The sequence below is a fragment of the Paenirhizobium selenitireducens ATCC BAA-1503 genome, assembly GCF_900492185.1.
Classification (GTDB): domain Bacteria; phylum Pseudomonadota; class Alphaproteobacteria; order Rhizobiales; family Rhizobiaceae; genus Allorhizobium; species Allorhizobium selenitireducens_A.
This window is the reverse complement of the sequence record NZ_UEYP01000003.1, coordinates 336,289-362,737: the sequence shown is the minus strand read 5'-3', so window position 1 is coordinate 362,737 and position 26,449 is coordinate 336,289. Positions and strand designations below refer to the sequence as shown.

At 64.2% G+C, this 26,449-nt stretch carries 18 protein-coding genes; 6 read left to right on the top strand and 12 right to left on the bottom strand.

From position 1 onward, the window contains the following. Positions 1 to 62: 62 nt before the first annotated feature. Entirely contained in the window at positions 63 to 1,769 is a 1,707-nt protein-coding gene (locus tag RHIZ70P_RS07875; RefSeq protein ID WP_115669828.1) for a peptide ABC transporter substrate-binding protein, read from the bottom strand. Positions 1,770 to 2,093: 324 nt separating this feature from the next. On the opposite strand from RHIZ70P_RS07875, the gene RHIZ70P_RS07870 reads away from it, so the two are divergent. From RHIZ70P_RS07870 to RHIZ70P_RS07855, 4 genes are all read left to right on the top strand, one after another. Beyond that, positions 2,094 to 3,257, top strand: coding sequence for a M20 aminoacylase family protein (locus tag RHIZ70P_RS07870; protein ID WP_115669827.1), 1,164 nt, complete (start codon positions 2,094 to 2,096; stop codon positions 3,255 to 3,257). 53 nt (positions 3,258 to 3,310) lie between these two features. Continuing rightward, positions 3,311 to 5,146: an ABC transporter ATP-binding protein gene (locus tag RHIZ70P_RS07865; protein WP_115669826.1), complete on the top strand. Its 1,836-nt coding sequence runs from the start codon at positions 3,311 to 3,313 to the stop codon at positions 5,144 to 5,146. A 162-nt stretch (positions 5,147 to 5,308) separates the two neighbouring features. Then, complete coding sequence (locus tag RHIZ70P_RS07860; RefSeq protein WP_115669825.1) at positions 5,309 to 5,968, top strand: exopolysaccharide biosynthesis protein; 660 nt, start codon at positions 5,309 to 5,311, stop codon at positions 5,966 to 5,968. A 95-nt stretch (positions 5,969 to 6,063) separates the two neighbouring features. Further along, a complete protein-coding gene (locus RHIZ70P_RS07855) occupies positions 6,064 to 6,852 on the top strand; it encodes a carbon-nitrogen hydrolase family protein (RefSeq protein WP_115669824.1) in 789 nt (262 codons plus the stop codon). A 25-nt stretch (positions 6,853 to 6,877) separates the two neighbouring features. Here the strand turns inward: RHIZ70P_RS07855 and RHIZ70P_RS22755 are convergent, their stop codons facing one another. The 7 genes from RHIZ70P_RS22755 to RHIZ70P_RS07800 all read right to left on the bottom strand — a co-directional run bounded on the left by RHIZ70P_RS22755 (position 6,878) and on the right by RHIZ70P_RS07800 (position 17,185). Continuing rightward, positions 6,878 to 9,820, bottom strand: a complete 2,943-nt coding sequence (locus RHIZ70P_RS22755) for a beta strand repeat-containing protein (protein WP_147293973.1) — start codon at positions 9,818 to 9,820, stop codon at positions 6,878 to 6,880. A gap of 638 nt (positions 9,821 to 10,458) precedes the next feature. Next, positions 10,459 to 11,883: a gamma-aminobutyraldehyde dehydrogenase gene (locus RHIZ70P_RS07825; protein ID WP_115669818.1), complete on the bottom strand. Its 1,425-nt coding sequence runs from the start codon at positions 11,881 to 11,883 to the stop codon at positions 10,459 to 10,461. Positions 11,884 to 11,919: 36 nt separating this feature from the next. After that, positions 11,920 to 12,732 carry an ABC transporter permease gene (locus RHIZ70P_RS07820; protein ID WP_115669817.1) on the bottom strand — a complete coding sequence of 271 codons (813 nt, stop codon included), beginning with the start codon at positions 12,730 to 12,732 and terminating at the stop codon, positions 11,920 to 11,922. Further along, positions 12,722 to 13,672, bottom strand: a complete 951-nt coding sequence (locus RHIZ70P_RS07815; RefSeq protein ID WP_115669816.1) for an ABC transporter permease — start codon at positions 13,670 to 13,672, stop codon at positions 12,722 to 12,724. Before RHIZ70P_RS07815 ends, RHIZ70P_RS07820 begins: the two co-directional genes overlap by 11 nt. Continuing rightward, positions 13,669 to 14,658: an ABC transporter ATP-binding protein gene (locus RHIZ70P_RS07810; RefSeq protein WP_115669815.1), complete on the bottom strand. Its 990-nt coding sequence runs from the start codon at positions 14,656 to 14,658 to the stop codon at positions 13,669 to 13,671. The genes RHIZ70P_RS07815 and RHIZ70P_RS07810 overlap by 4 nt, the downstream gene beginning before the upstream one ends. 197 nt (positions 14,659 to 14,855) lie before the next feature. After that, the gene (locus RHIZ70P_RS07805; protein ID WP_115669814.1) at positions 14,856 to 16,016 is read right to left on the bottom strand and encodes an ABC transporter substrate-binding protein; all 1,161 of its coding nucleotides are present in this window, start codon (positions 16,014 to 16,016) and stop codon (positions 14,856 to 14,858) included. Positions 16,017 to 16,276: 260 nt separating this feature from the next. Continuing rightward, positions 16,277 to 17,185 (bottom strand): LysR family transcriptional regulator, encoded by a 909-nt coding sequence (locus tag RHIZ70P_RS07800; protein WP_028736692.1) that lies wholly within the window; start codon positions 17,183 to 17,185, stop codon positions 16,277 to 16,279. 197 nt (positions 17,186 to 17,382) lie between these two features. Between RHIZ70P_RS07800 and RHIZ70P_RS07795 the strand changes: the two genes are divergently transcribed. Together RHIZ70P_RS07795 and RHIZ70P_RS07790 are read left to right on the top strand one after the other, a co-directional pair. After that, positions 17,383 to 18,276 (top strand): DMT family transporter, encoded by an 894-nt coding sequence (locus RHIZ70P_RS07795; RefSeq protein WP_115669978.1) that lies wholly within the window; start codon positions 17,383 to 17,385, stop codon positions 18,274 to 18,276. A 196-nt stretch (positions 18,277 to 18,472) separates the two neighbouring features. Next, positions 18,473 to 21,946 (top strand): autotransporter domain-containing protein, encoded by a 3,474-nt coding sequence (locus RHIZ70P_RS07790; RefSeq protein ID WP_115669813.1) that lies wholly within the window; start codon positions 18,473 to 18,475, stop codon positions 21,944 to 21,946. A gap of 72 nt (positions 21,947 to 22,018) precedes the next feature. Here the strand turns inward: RHIZ70P_RS07790 and arsA are convergent, their stop codons facing one another. The 4 genes from arsA to RHIZ70P_RS07770 all read right to left on the bottom strand — a co-directional run bounded on the left by arsA (position 22,019) and on the right by RHIZ70P_RS07770 (position 26,449). Further along, positions 22,019 to 23,776, bottom strand: coding sequence for an arsenical pump-driving ATPase (arsA, locus tag RHIZ70P_RS07785; RefSeq protein WP_235842182.1), 1,758 nt, complete (start codon positions 23,774 to 23,776; stop codon positions 22,019 to 22,021). Positions 23,777 to 23,869: 93 nt separating this feature from the next. Then, positions 23,870 to 24,730, bottom strand: coding sequence for a metal ABC transporter permease (locus RHIZ70P_RS07780; protein ID WP_115669811.1), 861 nt, complete (start codon positions 24,728 to 24,730; stop codon positions 23,870 to 23,872). Beyond that, a complete protein-coding gene (locus tag RHIZ70P_RS07775) occupies positions 24,727 to 25,587 on the bottom strand; it encodes a metal ABC transporter permease (protein WP_115669810.1) in 861 nt (286 codons plus the stop codon). Before RHIZ70P_RS07775 ends, RHIZ70P_RS07780 begins: the two co-directional genes overlap by 4 nt. Continuing rightward, positions 25,568 to 26,449, bottom strand: a complete 882-nt coding sequence (locus tag RHIZ70P_RS07770; RefSeq protein WP_115669809.1) for a manganese/iron ABC transporter ATP-binding protein — start codon at positions 26,447 to 26,449, stop codon at positions 25,568 to 25,570. Before RHIZ70P_RS07770 ends, RHIZ70P_RS07775 begins: the two co-directional genes overlap by 20 nt.

Below are 26,449 nucleotides of genomic sequence, written 5' to 3'. Positions count from 1 at the left end.
CTGACTGTCACGAAGAGGGCGGTCGCCGGGCCGGCGGGGATGCAGGCCCGGCGAAACGGCACTTACTTCTTGCGTTTCCAGTCAGCGACGTTCCACAATTCGCTGTCCCAGGCATTCATGCGCACGCCCTCGAGGGTGAGGGAATGGGACGAGACGTTGCCGCGGTGGATGAGCGGGATCTGCGCCACGTCATTGGTCAGCATGTCGTTCAGCTTCTTGGCGATGACGGCGCGGTCCTCGATCTTGGCGGTCTTGCCGAGTTCGACAACCAGCTTGTCGTATTCCGGGTTGCAGTAGCGGACGATGTTCTCACCCTGCCACCCGGTCGCGGGGCTCGGGATCTTGTCGCACATCCAGCCGGCCATGTACTTCTCGGGGTCGGTGCCGTCGAAGTTGTTGGTGTACATCTGTACGTCGGCATAGAATTTCTGGAAGGTGTCCGGGGAAGCCGGATCGCCGCCGAAGAAGACGTTGGCGGCAATGTTGCGCAGTTCGGTCTCCACACCGATCTGGGACCACATGTCCTTGATCAGCGCCTGGCTGGCCTGGCGGACCGAATTGGTCGAGGTCTGGAAGAGGAAGGAAAGCTTCACGCCGTCCTTGGCACGGATGCCGTCGGAACCCTTTGCCCAGCCGGCATCGTCGAGCAACTTGTTGGCGGCATCGATGTCCTGTTTCAGGCACCAGTCGACGTCGGTCGACTTGTAGATGTCCGGCGCCGGCAGGATGTTGCAGGTCGGCTGGCCCGCTTCGCCGTAACCGGCCTCGTCGATGATGTCACGGTCGATGGCGAGCGACAGGGCCTTCCTCACGGCCGGGTCGGAAAGAGCCGGATGCGGGCCTGCCTCATTGGTGGAGCGCTTGTCTCCGAGCGAGGAATCGACGGCAAAGGGGTTTACATCGATACGTTCGACCTGGGTGCCGAAGGCGGTGACGAGCGTGCCCTTGCCGGCTGCCATCATCGTAGCGAGGATTTCCGGTTCCACCTGCATGTTCCAGGCATAGTCGAATTCGCCGGTTTCGAGCACGGCGCGGGCGGCCGATGCCGCATCACCGCCGCCCTTGAGTGTCACGGTGGCGAAAGCGGGCTTGGCCGGGTCGCGATAGTTCGGATTGGCCTCGAAAGTGATGACGTCGCTCGGCTTGAATTCCTTGACGACGAAGGGGCCGGTGCCGATCGGGCCGAAATTGGCGGCGGTGCATTCCGGGGCCTTGGCGCCGAGGCAATCCTTGAACTGGGCCGCCTGGATGATCGGCGACTGGGCGCCGACGAAGGCGCTGTAGGGATAGGGCTTGGCCTCGGAGAAGGAGATCTTGATGGTGGAGGCGTCGACGGCCTCGACATTGGTCACGCCTTCGTAATATGCGGCCTGGGCGCAGCCGCCGTCCGGCGCCGTGCAGTATTTCCAGGTGAAGATGGCATCGTCTGCGGTGACAGGCGTGCCATCCGACCACTTGAGGTCCGGTTTCAGCTTCCAGGTGATGCTCTTCAGGTCGGCGGCGACGCCGCCGTTCTCGACCGTCGGGATTTCGGCGGCCAGCATGGGTACGAGCGTGCCGGTCTCGTCATAGCGTGCCAGCGGCTCGATCACCATGGACGCACTGTAGACCTCCTTGGTGCCGCCGGAGAGGTAGGGATTGAGGGTCGATACGGCCTGCCAGAAGAGGATCTTGAGCTCACCGTCCGAGCCGCGTTCGGCTAGCGCCGGCGCTGCCTGGAAGGCCAGCGCCGCAGCCGATGCTGCCAATAGAATACGGAATTTATGCATGTCGTCATTCCCCTGTTTTTATCGTTGGAGTTGTGAACGTCAGTGCTGCCTGAAGGAGAGTTCCCATTCTCCCGGCAATCAAGGCCAATCCCAGTTATCTTGCTGGCCCTGTTCGCTAATTTTGATTTCCTGGCCTCCGTTTGAAGTGCTTTCCCGCTCGGAAAATCGGTTCGAAACCCGCAGGACTGATCAAAATTTGAGCCATCTAAGCATAGGCCTATTTTCCGTTCAAGGCGGAAAATTGCGGCTTGCAAAAGCGCTTTGAGGCAGCGCAGTATGGCGCAACAAGAGTGGGAACGACAAGAAAAACCGAGGATCGAACACATGCCTGTGTTGAACCGTGCCAGCGAATTGCAGGGCGAGGTGGCTGCCTGGCGCCGCCATCTGCACGAGAACCCCGAACTCCTGTTCGACGTCTACGAGACGGCCGAATTCGTTGCGGAGAAGCTGACCTCCTTCGGGTGTGACGTCGTCGAGACCGGCATCGGCCGGACCGGCGTCGTCGCCATCATCAAGGGCAATCGTGGCGACGGTCCGGTCGTCGGGTTTCGCGCCGACATGGATGCGCTGCCGATCTACGAGACGAGCGGCAAGGAATGGGCGTCGAAGACGCCGGGCAAGATGCATGCCTGCGGTCATGACGGGCATACCGCCATGCTGCTCGGGGCCGCCAAGTATCTCGCCGAAACCCGCAATTTCCGCGGCTCCGTCGCGGTGATCTTCCAGCCGGCGGAAGAGGGCGGCGGCGGCGGTCGGGAAATGGTCGAGGACGGGATGATGGAGACCTTCGGGATTTCGCAGGTCTACGGCATGCACAATCATCCCGGCATTCCGGTCGGCCACTTCGCCACCCGCAAGGGCTCGGTGATGGCGGCGGCTGACGAGTTCGAGATCCTCGTGCATGGCCGCGGCGGGCATGCGGCCCAACCGCACAAGACCATCGATCCGGTGCTGGTCTCCTCCCATATCGTCATCGCACTCCAGGCGATCGCCTCCCGCGAGGTTGATCCGCTGCAATCCGTGGTGGTGACGGTGGCGACGGTGCACGGCGGGGAGGCGTCGAACGTGATCCCCAATACGGTGAAGCTGACCGGCACGGTGCGCACGCTCCTGCCCGAGACCCGCGACTATGCCGAGCGGCGCCTGAACGAAGTGGCGAACGGCATTGCGGCCAGTTTCGCAGCGCGGGTCGATGTGCATTATCGGCGCGGCTATCCGGTGACCTTCAACCATCCCCACGAGACGGAGTTCGCGCTCGGCGTGATGCGGCGGATTTCCGGAGAGCGGGCCGTCGAAGGCGAGATCGCGCCGATGATGGGGGCGGAGGACTTTTCCTACATGCTGGAGGCTCGTCCCGGCAGCTTCGTCTTCATCGGCAACGGCGACAGCGCCAATCTTCACCATTCCGCCTACGACTTCAACGACGAGGCGATCCCCTATGGCATCAGCTATTGGGTAACGCTCGCGGAGACGGCGCTCGCGGCGTAAGGCCGCGCCCCCAAGCAGTTGTCGGAAATCGCAGGCTTCAAGGGACGTGTCGGATGGTGGAAATTTCGAATGGCAATCTTCAGGTCGAGGCCCCGGTCCTCTCGGTCAAGGACCTGACGACCTCGTTCAAGGTCGGCGACGAATGGCGGTCGGTGGTCAAGGGCGTGAGCTTCGATGTAGCGCCACGCGAAACCGTGGCGATCGTTGGTGAATCCGGCTCGGGCAAGAGCGTCACCTCGCTGTCGATCATGCGGCTGCTGCCGCAAAATTCGAGCCGCATCGAGGGCAGCGTTAAGCTGAACGGGCGGGAACTGCTGACGCTCGGTTCAGAAGATATGCGCAAGGTGCGCGGCAACGAGATCGCCATGATCTTCCAGGAGCCGATGACTTCGCTCAATCCGATCTTCCCGATCGGCAAGCAGATCGCCGAAGCGATCACCTGCCATCGCGACGTCTCGACGGCCGAGGCGAAGGCCGAGGTCCTGCGTCTGCTGGACAAGGTCCGCATCCCGAATGCCAGGAACCGTTTCGACGACTATCCGCATCAGTTTTCCGGTGGCATGCGCCAGCGCGTGATGATCGCCATGGCGCTTGCCTCCAGACCCAAGTTGCTGATCGCCGACGAGCCCACGACGGCGCTCGACGTCACCATCCAGGGCCAGATCCTCGACCTGATCAAGGTGCTTCAGGACGAGGAAGGTATGGCGGTGCTGTTCATCACCCACGACATGGGCGTGGTGGCGGAGGTCTCCGACCGGACGATCGTGATGTTCCGTGGCGAGGCGGTCGAAACCGGGTCCACCGACGATATCTTCAATCGCGGCAAGCATCCGTATACGCGCGCACTTCTTTCGGCCGTGCCGAAGCTCGGCTCGATGGGTGGGCGCGAGCGGCCGATGCGCTTCCCGGTGATCGATATCGTCACCGGCGAAACCCGGATTCCGGAGACGGAAGCCGGCGGCGTCGACAACGCCAGGCGGCCGGTGCTGGAAGTGAAGAACCTGACCACGCGCTTCGACATCCATTCCGGCCTGCTCGGCCGCAAGAGCGGCGCCGTGCACGCGGTGGAGAATGTTTCCTTCGACCTGCGGGAAGGCGAGACGCTGGCGCTGGTCGGCGAATCCGGTTGCGGCAAGTCGACCACCGGCCGCTCGATCACCCGGCTGGTCGAGCCGACCGCCGGCGCGATTTCGCTCGACGGCTATGACGTCGTCAACCTCAACCGGACCGCGCTGCGCAAGATGCGCCGCAGCATCCAGATGGTGTTCCAGGATCCGTTCGCCAGCCTCGATCCCCGCATGAGCGTCGGCAGCGCCGTGATGGAGCCCTATGTCGAGCATGGGCTGGGGCCGAAGGCCGAGGCGCGCGACAAGGCCGCCGACCTGTTGGAGCGGGTAGGGCTGAAGGCCGACATGATGCGGCGCTATCCGCACGAGTTCTCCGGCGGCCAGCGCCAGCGCATAGCGATTGCTCGCTCGCTGATGCTCGACCCGAAGGTTATCGTCGCCGATGAGGCGGTTTCGGCGCTCGACGTGTCGATCAAGGCGCAGGTCTGCAACCTGCTGCTCGACCTGCAGCAGAGCTTCAATCTCGCCTATCTTTTCATTTCCCATGACATGGCTGTCGTCGAGCGGGTCAGCCACCGGGTGGCGGTGATGTATCTCGGCGAGATCGTCGAGATCGGCCCGCGCCAGGCGGTGTTCGACAATCCGCAGCATGCCTATACCCGCAAGCTGATGGCGGCCGTGCCGATTCCCGATCCGGCCCGGCGCAGCCTCAAGCGCAATGTTTCGACCGAGGAGATCAAGAGCCCGATCCGCCCGGTCGGCTATGTGCCGCCGGTGCGGCAGTATCGCGAGGTCTCGGCCGGTCACCTGGTCCAGGTGTGAGGCAGGCGCTGGAGGCGGGACGGGACGGCGCTGTCGGTGCCGACCTCTTCCGCTTTCCGATCGCCTTCGCTCGTTGAACTTCATCCGCCCTTAAACAAACATCCGTCATTGTCTTCGGCTAGGCCAGTGTGTGATCGTGGCCGAGCATTGGCGGGGAGTGGCATGGCAGATACGGATGGGGCGCAGGCGAACGATACCGGGGCGCCCGACGTCCTCCGGCATGGTGGCAGGCTCTCCGACATCCTGACGAGCATTGCCGGCGACGAAAGTCGCGATCGCGTCTCCGTCGCGGACATTTTCCAGGCCATGGGCGACCGCGCCTTCGGTGCGCTGATCCTGATCTTCGCGCTGCCGAACGTCATCCCGACACCGCCGGGAACCTCGGCGCTGACCGGTGCACCCCTGGTGTTCTTGTCTGCGCAACTGATGCTCGGCCAGTCGCCATGGCTGCCGAGGATCATCGCGGACCGTTCCATGACGCGGAGCGACTTTGCCTCGATCGTCAGCCGGATTTCGCCCTGGCTGGCGCGCGGCGAGCTCATGCTGCGGCCCAGGCTCAGTTTCTTGATCTATCCGCCGGCGGAATATGTCATCGGCCTGCTCTGTCTTATCCTGGCGATCATCCTCACCCTGCCGGTGCCGCTCGGCAATATCCTGCCGGCGATCGCCATATGCTTGTTTTCTTGCGGTATTCTCGAACGTGACGGTGTCTTCGTCCTGCTCGGCACGGCGATGTTCACGGTGGCGGTGAGCGTCGTCGCGGGCGTGCTCTACGCGTTGCTCAAGGCGTTCATCCTGCTCATCAACGCCGTCGTGGTGTGATCGACCGAAATCCGGGACTTCGCCCGCTTGCGCTTTGCAAAGCAGGACCGGTCGGCCTATCTTCTAGACATCGATCGTTTCGCGCAGGACATGCCATGTTGATTTCACTCTACCAGATGCAGCCGATTTCGGGTGATGCCGCGGCCAACCTTTCCAAGATTGCCCAGGCGGCAGCGGCGGCCTCGGACATGGGGGCGGATCTCCTGGTCACCCCGGAGCTTTCCGCTACCGGCTATGCCTTGAGCCCGGACCAGTTCGCCGAGATCGCCGAGGGCCGCGACGGAGACATTGTCGGAGCGCTCAGCGAGATCGCCGCCGAATTCGAGATCGCCATCTGCGCCGGTTTTGCCGAACGGGACGGGGAGGCGGTCTATAACAGCGCCGTCCTCGTGCGCCCCGACGGGGCGAGCGAATTCTATCGCAAGGGCCATCTCTACGGCGATGCCGAACGGGCCGCGTTCACGCCGGGCGGCGATCCGCCACAGGTCTTCGACTTTGCCGGCATCCGCACCGGCATGCTGATCTGCTACGATGTCGAGTTTCCCGAATATGTCCGCACGCTGGCGCTGGCCGGCGCCGAACTCGTGCTGGTGCCGACGGCCTTGCCGGCGGGGCCGATCAGCCGGCGCGTGGCGGACATGGTGGTGCCGACCCGTGCCTTCGAGAACGGCTTGTTCATCGTCTACGCCGACCTGTGCGGCGAGGAGGGGGCGCTCTCTTACAGCGGCCGCTCCGCCATCGTCGGCCCGGACGGCGATGAACTGGCCCGCGCCGGCACGCGCGAAGCCCTGCTCGTCGCGGAAATCGACCCATCCGCCTATGACGACTGCCGCAAGCAGAACCCCTACCTCACCGATCGCCGTCCGGCGCTCTATCGCCTGTGATGGAGCGCTGCGGTTCTCTGCCGGTCTAGATGACCGTGAAGTCGAGGTTGGTCAGCAGCAGCCCCGGATCGAGCACGGCTATCAGGACGCTTCCGCCGGCGGCGCTGCCATTGCTGTCGAAGAAGAGGTTCCCGGTGTCGCTCTCGTAGATGATCCGGTCGCTGGCATCCTGCGCCAGGCCGGTGGTGTTTCTCACGAAAGCTGCAGCCGCGAGCGTGCCGACCGCTCCGATGGTGGTGAACACGCTGTTTTCCAGGGAGATCGTGTCCTCGGCGATGGAGAAGTCGGTGATCGTGTCGACATTGGTCACGGCGTTGGGCGCCGAGTGGAACACGAAGAAATCGGCACCGGTTCCGCCGGTAAGAGTGTCGTTGCCAATGTTACCGAAGAGCCTGTCGGTACCGGCGCCACCATTGATGGTGTCACTGCCGGCGCCGCCGTTGATGATATTGTTCGCACCGTTGCCGGTCATCAGGTTATTGAGCCCGTTGCCGCTGCCGTTGATGTTGGAAGACCCGAGCAGCGTCAGGCGCTCGATCGTCGCGTAGTCCGCCAACGTCCTGCTAATCGTCGAGGTGATCAGGTCGTTGCCTCCGCTGTCGATAACCGTGTCGTCCTCCGCTCCCAGCACGTAGGCATCATTTCCCAGGCCGCCATCCAGCGTGTCGAGGCCAGCGCCGCCGTCGAGCACGTTGACGCCCGAATTGCCTGTGATGATGTTGTTCAGGGCATTCCCGGTACCGTTGATGTTCGCGGCGCCGAGCAGTGTCAGGCGTTCGATCGACGCGTGGGCCGCGAGCGAGCGGGAGATCGTCGAGGTGATCAGGTCGTTGCCGCCGCTGTCGATAACGGTATCGCTTTCTGCCCCCAGCATATAGGCGTCATTGCCGAGGCCGCCGATCAACGTGTCGAGGCCTGCGTTGCCATTGAGCACGTTGACGCCGGAATTTCCGGTGATGATGTTGGCAAGGGCGTTGCCGGTGCCGTTGATGTTGCCGGCACCGAGCAAGGTCAGGTTTTCGATCGCTGCCAGGGTTGCAATAGAACGTGTAATCGTCGATGTGACCGTATCAGTGCCGCCGGTGTCGGTCACTGTGTCGCTTCCGTCGCCCAGCACATAAGTGTCGTTGCCGAGGCCGCCGTTCAGGGTGTCAGCCCCTGCTGCCCCGTCGAGAATGTTGTTTCCCGAATTGCCGTTGATGACGTTCGCCAGGCCATTGCCGATGCCGTTGATGTTGGCGGTGCCGAGCATTGACAGATTCTCGACATTGGCTGCGAGCGTGAAGCTGACCGCAGTCTGCACCGTATCGGTTCCGTCGCCGACACCCTCGATGATCTGGTCGCCGATCGAATCGACGACATAGGTGTCATTGCCGGCGCGGCCCTGCATGGTATCGCTGCCACCGCGGCCGTTGAGCACATCGTCGCCGGCGCTGCCGCTTAACGTGTCCGCATCACCATTGCCCGTGAATGTTCTTGTCGTTGCGGTGATTGTGCCGAGCACGTTGACGACGCCACCCCGGTTTCCGTCGTCGCCGGCCAGGTCGACCAAGATATCCACGTCGCCAGCGGTGATCGCGGAGCCGACAAGCTGGAACACGTCGTCGCCCGCCCGGACCGTCAGCAGGCCGGAAACGGTGAAACCTGCAACGAAGTTGACGGATTCTCCCGTCCTGAGGGTCACATTGGGGGCGCCCGCAGTCGAGACAAGGGCACTGACGAGAATCGAGCCGGCATTGTCGCTGCCGATCGTGAATGTGCCGGAGGTGAAGATGCGGTTCAGTTCGGTGCCGGAAAGCTCCAGGGCGGCAGCCACGTCCGACACGCTGCCAAGGACGATCGCGCGTCCATCTGTCACGGGGCGCAGAATGATGTCGCCGCTGGCCGTGATGCCGGATGTGGCGGCGATCGTCACGCGATCCGCGTTGACGATTACGTCTCCCCCTGAGGAAATCGTAGCGGAGACTGGGGTCTCCAAATTGAGCAGTCCGTTGGCGCCGGTGGTAAGAATAACGGAGCCGGTTCCGAAGGTACTAAAGCCGGCGTCGCTGCCGGTATCATCGAGGATACCGATGTTCCGGCCGACATTGACGATAAGTTCTCCGCCGGTCGTGCCCGTTTGGCTGTCCGCGACCATGTCGGCGAAGCCGCTGATCACGACGTCGCGACCGGCGTCGAAGGTGATGCTTCCGTCGGCACGCACGTCGTTGTCGAAATCGGCCCCACCCGTGCCCCAGGATATATCGCGCCCGGCCGTCAATGTGATGTTCCCAGCTGTCGCGGTGAGGGCGTCCCGGTTCACACTGGAGGTAATGTCGGAATCGAAGCCGATCGCGTTGAGGTTCACGTTTCCTGAAGTCGTCCCGCCGTGGACCGACTCGGCGCCAGTCACATCGGTGAGTGTGATCGTGCCGAGGTTGGTGAAGTCGATGTCGCCGGAGGTGGTGACATTGAGTCCGGCGACGGCATCGGTCAATCCGCCGATCTGGACCGCTCCCACGTTGCCGATGGCAATGCCGCCCGTGTTCGTCTCCGCCTCGATCGCGCCGGTTTGGGTTTCAATGGCATTGCCCGGAGCCCCAACGCCCGTCCCGGCGCTCAAAACGACCGAGGCTGCTTGAATGTCGACCGCCGAGTCGGAACCGGCCTCGGTAATGCTGCCGTTGGCGACGAGCGTGACGCCGTTGAATGTCGAGATGTTGTCGACCACGATCGAATCAGGCGCCTGTCCCGGATTAGCCAGATCGCCGACCTGCAGGCTTCCGGTCCCGAGCGAGTCGGTGATGTTGAGAGTGATGTTGACGCCGGGAACCGAGGCCTGGATGCTCAGCAAGTCCGCCGGATGAGCGATGACTGCGAGTACCGCACCGTCGCTATCCCGGGTGAGCACGGAAGTCGCATTGCCGGGTGTGCCATCATCCTCGATCGTGTAGCTGCCTGCCTCGCCTATAAGGAATGTCGTGGGCATTGGTTACTCCTCAGCGCGTTGACGGCGGAAACCATTATCCGTCGTGACTAAAGGCGAATTCGATATCGAAATTTTCGGAGTTGCTTATTTATACGTCCGTGCTCGAATATTGGCAAGGATTGTTAATCCGTCTCGCAATAACAGCTTGGGCGTGTGGGGTATTTCTGCAGTGCAATCAACGACCGCGGTGGAAAAAGATCGGTTGGCGGATCAGGAACTATTTTCATCTGCTCAACTGCCACCTCGCTGAGCCTGCCGGGTTTGATCTGGATGAGAGCCTGAATGCCTGACAACTTCGCAGAGGACCTGCTCCGCTCCCCAGAATGTCGAAGGAGGCGGGTCTCAGGTCGCCGGCCGTCCGCTTGTCGGCGGATGGCTGACTAATGGGGAGCGCATCATTCACCGATCAATCGATGCAACGTGAACATGCAAAGGGCGCAGATCAAATGGAGCGTTGCGCCTGCGGCCCCATCGTCGCCTTGCAAAGCTCTTCCCTTGGTCGATGAGGAGAAGGAGATTCGCGAGCGCAGGCGTTAGCCCCGGCGGGGCCCCGGCCGGAAATGCGGCCGGACATTTACCAGCAGGTCGGGGCGTGGAGGGTGGGCACGCCCCGACCTGCGCTTATCTGCGGACGGTCCTCAATGCGCGATCATCACGTGGCGGACGGCTGTGTAATCCTCGAGCGCATAGACCGACATGTCCTTGCCGTAACCGGACTGTTTCAGGCCGCCATGGGGCATTTCGTTGCAGAGCATGAAGTGGGTGTTGATCCAGGTGCAGCCGTAGCGAAGGCGGGCCGCGGTCTTCATGGCGCGGGAGATGTCCTTGGTCCAGACGGAGGAGGCAAGGCCGTAATCGCTGTCATTTGCCCAGGCGACTGCATCGTCGGTATCCGAGAAGCGGGTGACCGAGACGACCGGGCCGAAGACTTCGCGGCGCACGATCTCGTCGTCCTGAAGCGCGCCGGCAATGACGGTCGGGGCATAGAAGAAGCCCTTCTCGCCCGAGACCTTGCCGCCGGTGACGACTTCCATGTGGCTGTGTTCGGAGGCGCGTGTGACGAAGCTCTCGACGCGGTCGCGCTGGCGCTTCGAGATCAGCGGGCCGATCTCGTTTTCGGTGTCGTCGGACTGGTTGAACTTCAGCGTCGAGACGGCGGAGGCGAGGTCGGCGACGAAGTTGTCGTAGATCTTGTCGGAGGCATAGATGCGGCAGGCGGCGGTGCAGTCCTGGCCGGCATTGTAGAAGCCGAAGGTGCGGATGCCGGCGACGACGGCTTCGAGGTCGGCATCGTCATAGACGATGACCGGAGCCTTGCCGCCGAGTTCCAGATGGGTGCGCTTGACGGTCTTGGCGGCGGCGGCGAGAACCTTCTTGCCGGTGGCGATATCGCCGGTGATCGAGACCATGCCGATCTTCGGGTGGTTGATCAGCGCGTTGCCGACGCTCTCGCCACGGCCGAGCACGACGTTGACGACGCCCTCGGGGAGGATGTCGGCCAGGAGCTTCGCCATCTTCAGGGCGGTGAGCGGCGTCTGTTCGGACGGCTTGAAGACGACCGTGTTGCCGCCTGCGATCGCGGGCGCGAGCTTCCAGGCCATCATCATCAGCGGATAGTTCCACGGCGCGATCGAGCCGACAATGCCGACCGGGTCGCGGCGGATCATCGAGGTGTGGCCGGGGAGATATTCGCCGGCGACCGGGGCATGCAGCGAGCGGATGGCGCCGGCGAAGAAGCGCCAGCAATCGACGATGGCCGGGATCTCGTCATTGCGCACCGCGTTGATCGGCTTGCCGCAGTTGAGACTTTCGAGGGCGGCGAACCCGTCGGCATCCTTCTCGATCGCGTCGGCGATCTTCAGGAGATAGGACGAGCGTTCCGACGGCGTGGTGGCCGACCAACTGTTGAAGGCCTTTTCGGCGGCATCGACGGCGGCGTCGACCTGGGCGAGCGAGGCTTCGGGCAGGTCGAGAATGGTCTCCCCGGTCTTCGGGTTCAGAACCTTTTCCTCGGTCTCGGTGCCGGCCTCGAACTTAGAGCCGATCAGCATTTGCGTGTCCATGTCGTTCTCCCTCAAGATATTGAGTTGTCTCTGATGCTATTTGCCGCTGCCCGAAATCTGGTCGGTGTCGCGGGTGAGATAATAGGCCGCCAGGATCGGCAGGAAGGTGACGATCACCACCAGCATGGCGACCACGTTGGTGACCGGGCGCTGGCGCGGGCGGATCAGTTCTTCGAGCATCCAGATCGGCAGGGTCGACTGCTGGCCGCCGGTGAAGGTGGTGACGATGACCTCGTCGAAGGACAGCGCGAAGGCGAGCATGCCGCCGGCGAGAAGGGCGGTGGCGATATTCGGCAGCACCACATAGCGGAAGGTCTGGAAGCCGTCGGCGCCGAGATCCATCGAGGCCTCGATCAGCGAGCCGGAGGTCCGCCGGAAGCGGGCGACCGCGTTGTTGTAGACAACGACCACGCAGAAGGTGCCGTGGCCGAGGATGATCGTCCACATCGAATAGGGGATTTCCGCCAGCGAGAAGGCCGAGCGCAGCGCGATACCGGTGATGATGCCGGGAAGGGCGATCGGCAGGATGACCAGCAGAGAAATCGCCTCGCGGCCGAAGAATTTCGTGCGCGACACGGCGGCGGCGGCAAGCGTGCCGAGCACCAGCGCGATGGCGGTGGCGATCGCCGCGACCTTGACGGACAAGGTCAGCGCCTCCCAGACGTCGGGGCGGTTCCAGGCAACGGCGAACCATTTGACCGTGAAGCCCGGCGGCGGCCACTGGAAGCTCTTCTCCTCCGTTGTGAAGGCATAGACGAAGATCAAGAGGATCGGCAGATGCAGGAACAGGAGCCCGCCGGCGGCCGCGATCTTGAGGGGCCATCCGGCCGAGGAACGATCAGAGCGCATCGAAAGCCCCCATGCGTTTGGCAGCCCAGAGATAGATGCCCATGATGACGATCGGCACGACCGAGAAGGCGGCGGCGAGCGGCACGTTGCCGGCAGTGCCCTGCTGGGCATAGACGGCCTGGCCGATGAACAGCCGCGAGGAGCCGACGATCTGCGGGATGATGTAATCGCCAAGCGTCAGCGAGAAGGTGAAGATCGAGCCAGCGATGATACCGGGCAGCGCCAGCGGCAGGAGCACATGGCGGAAGGTCTGGCCCGGATGGGCGCCGAGATCGCCCGAGGCCTCGATCAGATTGCCGGGCACGCGCTCGAGGGCTGCCTGGACCGGCAGGATCATGAAGGGCAGCCAGACATAGATGAAGACGAGGAAGGTGCCGATATAGCTGATCGACAGCGAATTGCCGCCGATCACCGGTATGGCGAGGATGGCGTCGAGCAGCCAGGTGAGGTGCAACTTGTCGAAGGCCCAGGTGAGGATGCCTTCCTTGGCGAGGATGAGCTTCCAGGCATAGACCTTGACGAGATAGCTAGACCATAGGGGCAGCATGACGCCGATATAGAAGAAGGCCTTCCATTTGCCGGTGGCGTAGCGGGCGGCGTAGTAGGCGATCGGGAAGGCGAGCACGGCGGAGGCGAGCGTGACGGCGGCGGCCATCAGCACGGTGCGGACGATGATGTCGAAATTGGCCGGGCTCAGCAGCTGGCCGTAGGTCGATAGCGTGAACTCGTAGTTGATCAGCCCGGAAAACTCGTCGATCGAGAAGAAGCTCTGCAGGAGCAGCGCGACCAGCGATCCGACATAGATGATGCCGAGCCAGAGCAGCGGCGGGATCAGCATCAGCACGAGCAGCAGGGTCGGGCGGCGCCAGAACAGGTCCGACAGGCGGCCCATCAGACCGCCGCGTCCCGGCAGGATCGATGTGGTGGCGACCGCGCTCATGCCGCGTCGTCCATGTAATGCAGGTCGGAGGGCTGCCAGGAAAGGCCGGTCGCGGCGCCGATCTCCGGTACCGGCTGGCCTGCCGGCACCATGACGGAGAGCGCGATGTTGCCGGTGGCGACGGTGAGCCTCGTGGCCGCGCCGAGGAAGCTTCGCGAGCGGACGGTTGCGGGAATACCGCCATCGGCGACGAGGCGGATGGCCTCGGGGCGCAGGCTCGCCCATTTTGCCTCGCCGCCGAGCGTCTTCATGTCGGCGGGCGAGATCACATTGGAGGAACCGACGAAATCGGCGACGAAGCGGGTCCTCGGACGATTGTAGATTTCTTCCGGCGTGCCGGCCTGGACGATCTTGCCATTGTTGAACACGGCGACGCGGTCGGCCATCGAGAGCGCCTCGCCCTGGTCGTGGGTGACGAAGATGAAGGTGATGCCGAGCGAGCGTTGAAGGGTCTTCAACTCCTCCTGCATCTGCTCGCGCAGCTTCAGGTCGAGCGCGCCGAGCGGCTCGTCGAGGAGCAGCACCTTCGGCTTGTTGACGAGCGCGCGGGCAAGCGCCACGCGCTGGCGCTGGCCGCCGGAGAGCTGGCCCGGCTTGCGCCCGCCGTAGCCCGGCAGCTTGACGAGGTCGAGCGCTTCTTCGGCAAGCCGCAGGCGCTCGGATTTCTCCACGCCCTTGACCATCAGCCCGTAGGCGACGTTGTTGAGGATGTCGAGATGCGGAAACAGCGCGTAGTCCTGGAAGACGGTGTTGACGTGGCGGCGATAGGGCGGAACGCCTTCCGCCGTTTCGCCGAAGATCTCGATATGGCCGGCGCTCGGCTGTTCGAAGCCGGCGATCAGGCGCAGGCAGGTCGTCTTACCGGAGCCGGAGGGCCCGAGCATGGCGAAGAACTCGCCGGGCGCGATCGCGAGATCGACGGCATCGACGGCTTTGACAGCGCCGAAATGGCGCGACACCTGCGAGAATTCAACGGCTGCGGTCATGGAAACTCCAATGGCTTAAACGGCCCCTCATCCGCCTGCCGGCACCTTCTCCCCGCACGCGGGGAGAAGGCGGAACCTTTCCGGCCTTGCGGATCTCTCAATTGCCGCGCGTTGCTGCGACAGCTCGGGGCAAGTCCCCTCTCCCCGCCTGCGGGGAGAGGGTCAGGGTGAGGGGCAGAGCCCTCACATGTCTTCGATCAACGGCCGCCGATCACGCCGATGTAGTCCGAGACCCAGCGGTGATAGGGCACGCATTCGCCCTGGCTTTCGCATTTGGACACCGGCGTCTTCCAGAAGCTGATCTTGTCGAAGTTGTTGTAGCCGTTGGTGGCGCAACCTTCGTCGGTCAAAAGCTCATTGCCCTTGCAGGCGGCCGGGACGGACGGAACGGTGCCGAACCATGCGGAAACATCGCCCTGGACCTTCGGCGAGAGCGAATGCTCCATCCACATATAGGCGCAGTTCGGGTGTTCGCTGTCGGCGTGCAGCATGGTGGTATCGGCCCAGCCGGTGACGCCTTCTTCCGGGAAGGTCGAGGCGATCTTGGCGCCTTCGGCCTTCATCAGGTTGACCTGGAAGGGCCAGGAACCGGAAGCCACGACGCCCTCGTTCTTGAAGTCGTCAATCTGGATCATGGCGTCGTGCCAGTAGCGGCCGACGAGCTGGCGCTGCCCGCGCAGCAGCTCAAGCGCTGCCTTGTACTGGTCTTCATTCAGTTCGTAGGGGTCCTTGATGCCGAGTTCCGGCTTGTGCTTCATCAGGTAGAGCGCCGCGTCGGCGACATAGATAGGGCCGTCATAGGCCTGGACGCGGCCCTTGTTGGACTTGCCGTCCGGCAGGGTCATTTCCTCGAAGACGACCTTCCAGCTGGTGGGCGCCTGATCCTTGAAGGCCTCGGTGTTGTACATCAGCACGTTCGGGCCCCAGACGTAAGGGGTGCCGTAGTGGACGCCGTTCACCGTGTGCCAGGGCGCGTTCTGCAGGCGCTCGTCGATGGTTTTCCAGGACGGGATGAGGTCGGTGTTGATCGGCTGGACGCGCTTGCCGGCGACGAGGCGCAGCGACGCGTCGCCCGAGGCGGTGACGAGGTCGAAGCCGCCTTCGTTCATCAGGGCAACCATTTCGTCGGAGGTCGCTGCGGTCTTGACGGTGACCTTGCAGCCGGTGTCGGCTTCGAACTTGGTGACCCAGTCGTAATTCTTGTCGGTTTCGCCGCGCTCGATATAGCCGGCCCATGCGACGATGGAGAGCGCGCCTTCACCCTTGCCGAGCTCCTTCAGGGGCTCCTGGGCAATGGCATTGGTGGCGAAGCTGGCAACGGCGATGATTGCGGTGCAGGACTGCAATAACTTTTTCATAGCGATTTCTCCCGGTTGGGGGCCGCCTTTTCGCGGCGTTTGTTCCCGAGGATGAAGGTGACGCGAAACCGCCGCATTCGCAAATTCATTTGTCAGAAAGTCGCTATCGGTTTTTCCGAATGGTCAGTCAAAATTGCCCCTCACCCTGACCCTCTCCCCGCGAGCGGGGAGAGGGGACGGCCACGGCAGTGCCGCTCGTCCCTTCTCCCCGTGAAAACGGGGAGAAGGTGCCGGCAGGCGGATGAGGGGCTTTTCCGGAATTAACGTCCCCGCCCGCTGCGCAGCGCCTCGGCGATGCCGACGAAGTCTCGGGCCGATTGCGGCAGGCTCGAGCCCTTGCGCCAGACCATGCCCACCTGGACAACGGGCAGGGCGCCGGAGACGTCGCGGCTTTCGATGCGGTCGCCTTCCAGCGACCAGGGGCGGTAGACGAGGTCGGGCAGGAGCGCCACGCCGGCGCCGGTCGCCACCAGGCTGCGCACCGCTTCGACCGACCGGGTGCGGAAGGCGACGTGCGGACGGGCGCCGAGGGCCGAGAGGAGCTTGCCGGTATTCTCCTCGATTTCGTCGACGGTCAGCATGATCAGCGGTTCGCGGGCGATGTCGGCGATCGAGATGATGTCGGCGGAGACGAGCGGGTGGCCCATGGGCAGCCAGAGGCGATAGGGGGAGGTCTCCAGGATCTCCGCCTGCAGCGCCATGCGGTCGCGCAGATTGGAGATGACCATGACGGCCACGTCGAGTTCGCCGCCGATCAGCAGGTGTTCGAGATAGGAGCCATTGTCCTCGATCGCCGAAACCTCGACGCCGGGGCAGGCGCGGCGATAGCGGGCGAGCAGGTCGGACAGTACATAGCCGGCGACGAGCGAGGTGACGCCGATATTGAGCGTGCCGCCGGTGTTCTCCTGGGTCTCGGAAAAGGCGTTGCGGGCATCCGACACGGTCGCCAGGATCTTCGTGGCATGGCGCAGGAACTGATGGCCGTTATGGGTGATCGACAGGCCGCGCGGATGGCGCTCGAACAATTCGACGCCGAGATCACCCTCGAGTTCCTTGATCGCCTCGGTGACAGACGACTGCGAAATCGACAGGTTCTGCGCGGCACGCGTGACGGAGCCCTGCTCGGCGACGGCGATGAAATACTGCAACTGACGAAGCGTGAAGGCCATGGCCGGTTAGAGCATGGCGGTGGGCGAAAGGGCAAGCGGCGCTGCCGACCGCGATTGGACGCGGGAAGGCTGCTCAGGTGCCGCAAGGCAGCTGTGCAAAGTTTCAGACTTTGCAAATGCCAAGAGACGTATACGATCGATTCGCCTCCTTTCCCTGCGAAGGAGCCATTTTTGCTCCTTCCATGTCAGTCGGTTTCATGAAATCCACGCCGCTCGGCTATGCCTTCGCCATTATCGCCTTCACCATATTCTCGGTGCAGGACGCCGTGTCGAAGCATCTCGGCATGAACTATCCGCCGGTGCTGGTGGCAATGTTCCGCTATTGGGCGTTTGCCGCCTTTGCCATTCTTCTGGCGATGCGGGCGCGCGGCGGTTTGCGGGCGGCTGTCGCCACCAAGCGTCCGGTGCTGCAGATCGCCCGGGGGCTGCTGCTGGCGGCGCAGATCCCGATTGCCATTTCCGCCTTCGCCAAGGTCGGGCTGGCCCAGTCGCAGGCTATTTTTGCCGCCGGTCCGCTGATTGTCGCGCTTCTGTCGGTGCCGATCCTCGGCGAAAAGGTCGGATGGCGACGCTGGACGGCGATCGGGGTCGGCCTGTGCGGTGTTCTGCTGATCCTGTCGCCGAGCGGGGACCAGTTCAGCCCGCTGGTCATCTTGCCGATTGCAACGGCGGTGATGGGCGCGCTCTACGGCTTGATGACGCGGCTGGTGAGCCGGGTGGACGGGCCGATGACGAGCTTCTTCTATATCGGCACGGTCGGGGCGGTGGCGCTCTCGATTGCCGGGCCGTTCTTCTGGACAGAGATTTCCACCGCGGACTGGAAGTGGATGATCCTGCTCTGCTGCACCGGTATCGCCGGCCATTATCTGCTGATCAAGGCCTATGACAATCTCGATGCCGTCGCCGTTCAGCCGATCACCTATCTGCAACTGGTGCTCGCCTCGGGTATCGCCGTCGTGGTCTTCGGCGAGGTGCTGAGGGTCAATATGGTGATCGGCGCGGCCATCGTCGTCGGCGCCGGCCTTTTTACCGTCTGGCGGGAGAATGTGCTGGCAAGGCGCAACGCGCTCAACGCATCCGTCGATCCGTGACACCGACTGCCGACCGCTGGCGTGTGGCGTGCATGCCGCTATCCGCGACCATTTTCGGGTGTATCGGCAAGGTACGTGTGCTTTCCATTGACGGGTTTGTTCCCGGCTTGGGAAAAGGATCGGATCGATTCTTTAAACAATTTGGGGTTGCCGGGACGGCTGGCTTGGCCGTCGCGGTGTCTCCGGGAGACCTTTCATGAAGCCCGACCGTATTGCGCGTCGTACCCGTCTTTTGTCGACAAGTGCGATTGCACTGTGCCTTGCCGCTGGATTTTCCGGCGCGGCGCGTGCCGATTCCGTCTACTGGAACGGCGGCACCAATGACTGGTTTCTCGACAGCAACTGGGTGTGGGACGGGCACACGCCCAATGCCGGCGACAGCGCCCGCATCGATTCGACCGGTGTGGTGATCGACGGCGCCGGCGCCCATGTCGGCACGCTCTTTCTCGGGCTCGGCAGTGCGGCCGATCTGACGATAGAGGACGACCTGACGTCGGACTCGGTTTCACTGGGATGGAACAGCGGCTCGACGGGATCGGCCACCATCACCGGAGCCGGCAATGACTGGACCAATTCCGGGGCGATCTATGTCGGCAATGGCGGAGGCGGGGTCATCAGCATCCTGAACAGTGCGGCTGTCGGCGCCGGGGAAATGAACATCGCGTCCGGCACGACATCGACCGGCACGGTGAACCTCCAGGACAATGCCAGCCTCACCACCTCCGGCCTTCTTTATGTCGGCTTCGGCGGCGACGCTTCCAGCGGCGGCCACGGCTATCTCAACATCCTTTCCGGTTCCGACGTGACGAGCGCCGACAGCATCATCGCCAACGGCAACAATACCATCGGAGATGCCCTGGTCAGCGGGACCGGTTCGACCTGGACCACGACGGGTGGCCTCCTCGTCGGTGGCGGCGGGGTGGGTACGCTGGACGTGATCAATGAAAGCTATGTCCAAAGCGGCACCGCGACCATAGCCAATCTGGCCTCCGCCTCGGGCAGCAGCGTCAATGTCGACGGCGTCGGCAGCGGATGGTTGGTGCTCGGCGATCTCTATCTCGGCGCGAGCGGCTCCGGCACTCTCAATGTCACGGATAATGCCAACGTCGACCTTGGCGCGGCCTATCTGGGTTACACCGCCGCCGGCAGCGGTGCGGCCGTCGTCGACAACGCGACCCTTTCCATCGCCGACCGCATCGGGGTCGGCTACAACGGCACCGGCGCGCTGACGATCCGCAACGGCGCATTCGTGCGTTCTGATGGCGCGATTCTCGGCTGGAACGCGGCCTCGACCGGCACAGCCACTGTGACCGGCGTCTACAGCTTTTGGCACAATACCGGCACGCTCTACGTCGGCAATCTGGGCGACGGTTTCTTGACCATTGCCAGTAACGCAGACGTCTCGAGCACCGATGGTTATGTGGGCACTGAGGCCGGTTCCGACAGTGAGCTTCTGGTAACGGGCACGGGGTCCAGCTGGTCTTTGAGCGGGGCCTTCATCGTCGGCCACAACAGTGGCGCGGAAGGGACGGTCACCATCGCCAACGGCGGCTACGTCGGCGGCACGCAGGGCATTCTCGGCGACCTCGCCGGCTCGGTGGGCACCATGACGGTGACCGGTACGTGGTCGCAGTGGTTGGCGACGGTCAATCCGTACGTGCCGTATTCCGGCGATCTCAATGTCGGGCGGCACGGTACGGGTTACCTCTCCGTTCTCAACGGCGGCTTGGTCCTCGGCAACCGCCTGCATATCGGCAATGAAGTCGGCTCGTCCGGCACGGTCATCGTCTCTGGCCCCGGCTCCACCGTCGAGTTGTACGACCGCTTGTCGATCGGCATCGAGGGTGACGGCGAACTGACCGTCGCCAATGGTGCAACAGTAAGCGCCGATCGCATCGTCATCGCAGACGATGCAGGTTCCACCGGTATCCTCAACATCGGTGCGGCAGCCGGCGAATCTGCGGCCACCGCCGGCGTCATCGACACCGAGACGGTGACCTTCGGCGACGGCGACGGCGAGATCGTCTTCAACCACACGGCTAATGACTATGTCTTCGGAGCAGATGTGGCAGGCACCGGCACGCTGTCCTTCCTGTCCGGCATCACCGAACTGACAGGCGACTACTGGGCCTTCACCGGCGACCTGTCGATCGAGGGCGGGCTGGTATCGGTCAACGCCGACAGGCTTTCGGTCGTGGCCAGCGTGCTCGACGGCGGAACGCTCGGCGGCACCGGCACGCTCGGCAATGTCGCGGTGGCGAGCGGCGGCACTGTCGCGCCGGGCAACTCCATCGGCACGATCAGCGTCGGCGACATTACCTTTGCCTCCGGTTCGATCTACTCGGTCGAGGTCGACGACCTCGGCAACAGCGATCTGATCGATGCCTCCGGGACGGCCACCATCGACAGCGGCGCGACCGTGACCGTCGGGCCGGAGAACGGAACGGACGACGGTTCGACCTACACGTTCGGCACCGTCTACACGATCCTCAGCGCCGCGGGCGGCGTGAACGGCACCTTCGGCACGCTGACCGACAGCTTCGCCTTTCTCGACGGCCGGCTGACCTATGATGCCGACAATGTCTTCCTGACGCTGCTGCGCAACAACATCTCCTTCTCCAGCCTTGCCGAGACGCGCAACCAGATTGCCGTCGGCACGGCGCTGGAATCGCTGGCGATCGGGGATGCGCTCTACGACGCGGTCGTCGGACTTGGCGCTGCCGATGTGCAGGGCGCCTTCGACGACCTGTCCGGCGACATCCACGCTTCTACCAAGGGCATGCTGGTCGATGACAGCCACTATGTGCGCGATGCGTTCAACGCCCGCCTGCTCGGCGACGCTTCGCAAGGTCATGGTTTCTGGACCTCGGCCTTCGGCGCGTGGGCGCGCTCCGAAAGCGACGGCAATGCCGGGTCGCTCGCCCATTCGACGGGGGGCTTTGCCGGCGGTGCGGACACCGTTCTCGCCGACGACTGGCGGCTGGGTTTTGCCGGCGCCTACAGCCAGACGGCGTTCGACGAGGCATCGCGCGGCGCCTCGGGCACGTCCGACAACGCTTCGCTCGGCCTCTACGGCGGCCGCTCCTTCGGAGCGCTCGATCTGCGCTTCGGCGCAGCCTATACCTGGCACGAGATTTCCACCGAACGCACGGTCGATGCCGGCAGTCTCGATGACCGCAACGAAGCGGACTACGACGCCCGCACCGCCCAGCTGTTCGGCGAGGCGAGCTATGACATCGACACCAGCCTCGGCCGGATCTCGCCCTTTGCCGGTATCGCCTATGTGCATCTTCGCACCGACAGCTTCACCGAAACGGGCGGCGTGACGGCCGTTTCCGCCGATGCGGACAGCTATGACACGACCTATGGCACGCTCGGACTGCGCGGCGAGGCGCCGCTTGCCCTTGGTGACACCAAGGCCGTGCTGCACGGCATGGTCGGCTGGCGCCACGATTTCGGCGACGGTCTTGCCGATACGCGACTGGCCTTTGCCGGCAGCGACAGCTTCACCGCCTACGGCGTGCCTTCGGCCCGCGACGTCGCGGTGATGGAAGCCGGGCTCTCGGTTCCCGTCAGCGAGAATGCGCTGCTTGGCCTCAGCTATGCGGGCCAGGCCGGCGAAGGCGAGTGGGAACAGCAAGTCAAGGGGCGCGTGGACGTGCGCTTCTGATCTGCAGGATGCCGGGCAAGGGTCGCTGCGGCGACCCTCGCGGCCCCTCCCGTGCTCCAGCGGTCGCGCGCATCATGCCGGATCGGCGATCTTGCGCAGTTCGGAAAGCCCGACCGGTGCGACCGAGCGGAAATCGAGACCGTAGACGCGGCGGGCGAAATCGCGTTTCACCCGCTCGATCTGGGCGGCTTCGCCCTTGATCCGGGCGCGCAAGAGCGGGTCGCGCGTGCCGGTGATCGCCATCGACTTGTTGACCACCCAGCCATAGGGCTCGATCTTGGCGCGGCGGAGATCCTCCTGCAACGCGCCGGCCTCGGAGACTGGTGTGGTTTCCGGCAGGGTGACGAGAAGCACGCGGGTATAGGCCGGATCTTGCAGGCGCATCAGCGGCGTGATCATGCGGCCGGGGGCGGTTTCGTCGAGGTGCCGGGTCATCTGGCGGTGGTAGGCCCCGGTCGCGTCGAGCAGCAGCAGCGTATGGCCAGTCGGCGCCGTGTCGATGACGACGAAGCTGCTCCTTGCTTCGCCGACGACGCGGGAGAAGGCGTGGAAGACGGCGACCTCCTCGGTACAGGGGGAGGCAAGGTCCTCGCGCAGCAGGGCCTTGCCGTCCTCGTCGAGATCGCGGCCCTTGGTCGTCATGATCTTGTCGATGTAGCGGCCCGTCTCGGCCTCCGGGTCGATGCGGTCGACGGTCAGGCCCGGCATGGCATCCGAGCCGACGACGAAGGATAGGTGGGCTGCCGGATCGGTGGTCGTCAGGTGCACGGAATGGCCACGCGCGGCGAGCCCGACTGCCACGGCGGCGGCGATCGTCGTCTTGCCGACGCCACCCTTGCCCATGACCATCACAAGGCCCTTGCCGCCGGCGGCGATGTCGTCGACCAGCGCCGAAAGGCGGGGCAGGTCGGTGACGGCGGGCAGGTCGCCAGTGCCGGAACCGGTGAGATCGTCATTCGGGGCGAAGAGGGCGCGCAGGGCTTCGAGGCCGACCATGTCGAAGGATTTCAGCGGTACCTCGTCGCGCGGCAGGGACGCGAGGGATGCGGGCAGTTCGGCCAGCGCCGCCGTCTGTTCGGCGGCGAAGGCGGCCGCGACCGTGTCGCCCGCATCGGAGGGCGTGAAGCGGCCGTTGATCGCCAGCATCTGGTTGGAGAGGCCGAGTTCGGCGAGTTCTGCGGCGGTGCGCGCGGCCTCGCGGATCGCGCCGCGCTCGGCGCGGGTCACCAGGACGATGGTGGTGCGGGCCGGGTCGCCCAGGCATTCCAGCGCATCGCGAAAACGGTCCTCCTGCATCTTCAGGCCGGAATGCGGTCCAAGGCAGGAGGCACCGCGCTCATTGGCCTCGAGGAAACCGGTCCAGGCCTTGGGCAGGCTCAGCAGCCTCAGCGTGTGGCCGGTCGGCGCGGTGTCGAAGATGATGTGGTCGAACTGGGGATTGTCGTCTGCGAGCAGGCCGACGAACTCGTCGAAGGCTGCGATCTCGGTGGTGCAGGCGCCGGACAGCTGTTCGCGCACGGTCGCCTTGTCCTGGTCGGTGGCAGCCGGTCCCATCTGGTCGAGCACACGCGCGCGGTAGTCTTCCGCCGCCGTCTCCGGGTCGATGTTCATGGCGAAGAGGCCGGACACGCCCGGCACCGGGGTCGGATCGCTGCCGAGGGAAACGCCGAGCATCTCGTCGAGATTGGAGGCGGGATCGGTGCTGACCAGCAGGACCTTCAGGCCCTTGTCGGCGAGCGCGATCGCGGTGGCGCAACTGATCGAGGTCTTGCCGACGCCGCCCTTGCCGGTGAAGAACAGGTGGCGGTTCGGTTTCGTCAGCAGTGTCATCGGTGTCATCGGGCTTGGTCCTTGCTCGGGCGTGACGCTAACCCTAGACGGTCGCCAATGGAAGTGACTTGACACAAAGCAAATCCGGCGCGGCTAGGCTTCGGTCTCCGACGCCGGATGCCTGCGCAGGTCGCGGGCCTTCCACACGGTGCGCAGGAAGGCGAGGATGAACATGGCCGTCATCAGAAGGACAATGGTCGGCGCCGGCGCGCTGTCGATCAGGAAGCTCAGATAGATGCCGAGCACGGTTGCTGTGACCGCGACAATGACGGCGGCGACCAGCATGGTCTGGAACCGGCGGGTGATGAGGAAGGCGATGGCGCCGGGGGCGACCAGCATGGCCACCGAGAGGATGATGCCGACGGCCTTCAGCGCGCCGACCACGGTCAGCGACAGGACGGCGAGCAGGCCGTAGTGCAGGAGCCTGACCGGCAGGCCGATGGCGCGGGCATGTTGCGGATCGAAGGCGTGGGCCAGAAGGTCCTTGCGCAGGATCACCAGGAAGGCGGTCGCGGCAAGGGCGATCAGGCCGGTCTCGACGAGATCCAAGGGCAGGATGCCGAGCATGTCGCCGAACAGGATATGGTCGAGATGGACGTCGGACTCGACCTTGACGAACAGCACCAGTCCGAGCCCGAACATGCCGGAGAAGACGATGCCGAGCACGGTGTCCTCCTTGATCCGGCTGTTCTCCTTCACATAGCCGGTGGCGAGCGCGCAGATCATGCCGGCGATAAAGGCACCGATGGCGAGCGGCAGGCCGACCATGTAGGCGATGACGACGCCGGGCAGCACGGCATGGGACACGGCGTCGCCCATCAGCGACCAGCCCTTGAGCACCAGGAAGCAGGAGAGCAGCGCCATCGGCACGGCGATCATCAGGGTGACGGCAAAGGCCGACTGCATGAAGGGCAGCTGGAACGGCAGAAGCAGAAGTTCGAGGGTCTCGTTCATGGCGTCGGCTCCAGGGCCTCGGCCGCGCGCCGGCGGGCCGCGAGAAGGCCGTGCTTCGGGGCGAAGACGAAGGCGAGCAGGAAGAGGACGGTCTGCAGCACGACGATGACGCCGCCGGTGGCTCCGTCGAGGAAATAGCTCGCATAGGCGCCGGTGAAGCTCGTTCCTGCGCCGATCAGGAAGGCGAGCACGATCAGCCGCTGGAAGCGGTCGGTGAGCAGATAGGCGGTGGCGCCCGGCGTCACCACCATGGCGACGACGAGGAAGGCGCCGACCGTCTGGAGCGCGGCGACCGTCGAGCCGGCGAGCAGGGTGAAGAAGACGATCTTCAGGAGGTCGGGGCGCAGGCCGATGGAACGGGCATGGTTCTCGTCGAAGAAGGCGACCATGAAGTCTTTCCACTTGGCGGTCAGCACCACGAGGCTGACGCCGCCGATCAGGACGAGCTGCAGCGTGTCGGCCGGGGTGATGGCGAGGATGTTGCCGAGCACGATGGTCTGGATGTTCACCGAGACCGGCGAGAGCGACACCATGAACAGGCCGAGACCGAAGAAGGAGGTGAAGATCAGGCCGATGATCGCGTCTTCCTTGAGCCGCGTGCGCTGGTTGAGGAAGAGCATGGCGGCGGCGGCGAGCCCGCCGGAAATGAAGGCGCCGAAGGCAAAGGGCAGGCCGAGCATGTAGGCGCCGGCGACGCCCGGGACGATGGCGTGCGAGAGGGCGTCGCCGATCAGCGACCAGCCCTTCAGCATCAGATAGGCGGAGAGGAAACCGCAGACCCCGCCGACCAGTGCGCTCACCAGGATGGCATTGCGCATGTAGTCATAGGTGAAGGGTTCAAGCAGAAGGCTTGTCATCGACTTTCCCCGTCTGCGGCTTGCCATAGATGACGAAGGGGCGTTCGTCGTCGGTGATGACCTTGAGCTGGCGCGCGTCGGCGTCGTCGTGCAGGTCGGCGCCGCCGAGAACGAAGTGGCGCAGCGCCCCGCCGAAGGCGGTCTTCAGATTCTCCTCGGTGAAGGTCTCTTCCGTCGGACCGGACGCGATCACCGTGCCCTTGACGAAGATGGTGCGGTCGCAGAATTCCGGTACGCTGCCGAGATTGTGGGTGGAGACCAGCATGACGCGGCCTTCGGCGCGCAGGTCCCGCATCAGCGAGACGATCTGTTCCTCGGTGTTGACGTCGACGCCAGTGAAGGGTTCGTCGAGCAGGATCACCTGTCCTTCCTGGGCAAGAGCGCGGGCGAGGAAGACGCGCTTGCGCTGGCCGCCCGAGAGTTCGCCGATCTGCCGCTTGCGGAAATCGCTCATTCCGACCCGTGCCAAAGCGTCGGCGACCATCTTGTGGTCTGTGCGCGAGGGGATGCGAAAGAAGTTCATGTGGCCGTAGCGGCCCATCATCACCACGTCCTCCACCAGGACCGGAAAGTCCCAGTCGACCTCTTCAGCCTGGGGCACGTAGGCGATCAGGTTCTGGCGCAGGGCCTGGCGCACGCTCATGCCGAGCACGCTGATTTCGCCCGCGGCGAGCGGCACGAAACCCATGATGGCCTTGAACAGGGTTGACTTGCCGGCCCCGTTGACGCCGACGAGTGCGGTGATGGTGCCCTTCGGGATCGAAAAGCTCGCGGCTTTGAGCGCGGTCAGGCCATTGCGGTAGGTGACCGTGACGTTCTTTGCGGTCAGGCCCTCGGGCCGTGTTCTGGTGCTTGGCCCCAT

Bases quoted from the DNA above. Each gene is read 5' to 3' on its own strand.
- RHIZ70P_RS07870 (WP_115669827.1), top strand. From the start codon at position 2,094: ATGCCTGTGTTGAACCGTGCCAGCGAATTGCAGGGCGAGGTGGCTGCC.
- RHIZ70P_RS22755 (WP_147293973.1), bottom strand. From the start codon at position 9,820: ATGCCCACGACATTCCTTATAGGCGAGGCAGGCAGCTACACGATCGAG.
- RHIZ70P_RS07875 (WP_115669828.1), bottom strand. From the start codon at position 1,769: ATGCATAAATTCCGTATTCTATTGGCAGCATCGGCTGCGGCGCTGGCC.
- RHIZ70P_RS07820 (WP_115669817.1), bottom strand. From the start codon at position 12,732: ATGCGCTCTGATCGTTCCTCGGCCGGATGGCCCCTCAAGATCGCGGCC.
- RHIZ70P_RS07800 (WP_028736692.1), bottom strand. From the start codon at position 17,185: ATGGCCTTCACGCTTCGTCAGTTGCAGTATTTCATCGCCGTCGCCGAG.
- RHIZ70P_RS07780 (WP_115669811.1), bottom strand. From the start codon at position 24,730: ATGAACGAGACCCTCGAACTTCTGCTTCTGCCGTTCCAGCTGCCCTTC.
- RHIZ70P_RS07795 (WP_115669978.1), top strand. From the start codon at position 17,383: ATGAAATCCACGCCGCTCGGCTATGCCTTCGCCATTATCGCCTTCACC.
- RHIZ70P_RS07865 (WP_115669826.1), top strand. From the start codon at position 3,311: ATGGTGGAAATTTCGAATGGCAATCTTCAGGTCGAGGCCCCGGTCCTC.
- RHIZ70P_RS07855 (WP_115669824.1), top strand. From the start codon at position 6,064: ATGTTGATTTCACTCTACCAGATGCAGCCGATTTCGGGTGATGCCGCG.
- arsA (WP_235842182.1), bottom strand. From the start codon at position 23,776: ATGACACTGCTGACGAAACCGAACCGCCACCTGTTCTTCACCGGCAAG.
- RHIZ70P_RS07810 (WP_115669815.1), bottom strand. From the start codon at position 14,658: ATGACCGCAGCCGTTGAATTCTCGCAGGTGTCGCGCCATTTCGGCGCT.
- RHIZ70P_RS07815 (WP_115669816.1), bottom strand. From the start codon at position 13,672: ATGAGCGCGGTCGCCACCACATCGATCCTGCCGGGACGCGGCGGTCTG.
- RHIZ70P_RS07805 (WP_115669814.1), bottom strand. From the start codon at position 16,016: ATGAAAAAGTTATTGCAGTCCTGCACCGCAATCATCGCCGTTGCCAGC.
- RHIZ70P_RS07860 (WP_115669825.1), top strand. From the start codon at position 5,309: ATGGCAGATACGGATGGGGCGCAGGCGAACGATACCGGGGCGCCCGAC.
- RHIZ70P_RS07825 (WP_115669818.1), bottom strand. From the start codon at position 11,883: ATGGACACGCAAATGCTGATCGGCTCTAAGTTCGAGGCCGGCACCGAG.
- RHIZ70P_RS07775 (WP_115669810.1), bottom strand. From the start codon at position 25,587: ATGACAAGCCTTCTGCTTGAACCCTTCACCTATGACTACATGCGCAAT.
- RHIZ70P_RS07790 (WP_115669813.1), top strand. From the start codon at position 18,473: ATGAAGCCCGACCGTATTGCGCGTCGTACCCGTCTTTTGTCGACAAGT.
- RHIZ70P_RS07770 (WP_115669809.1), bottom strand. From the start codon at position 26,449: ATGGGGCCAAGCACCAGAACACGGCCCGAGGGCCTGACCGCAAAGAAC.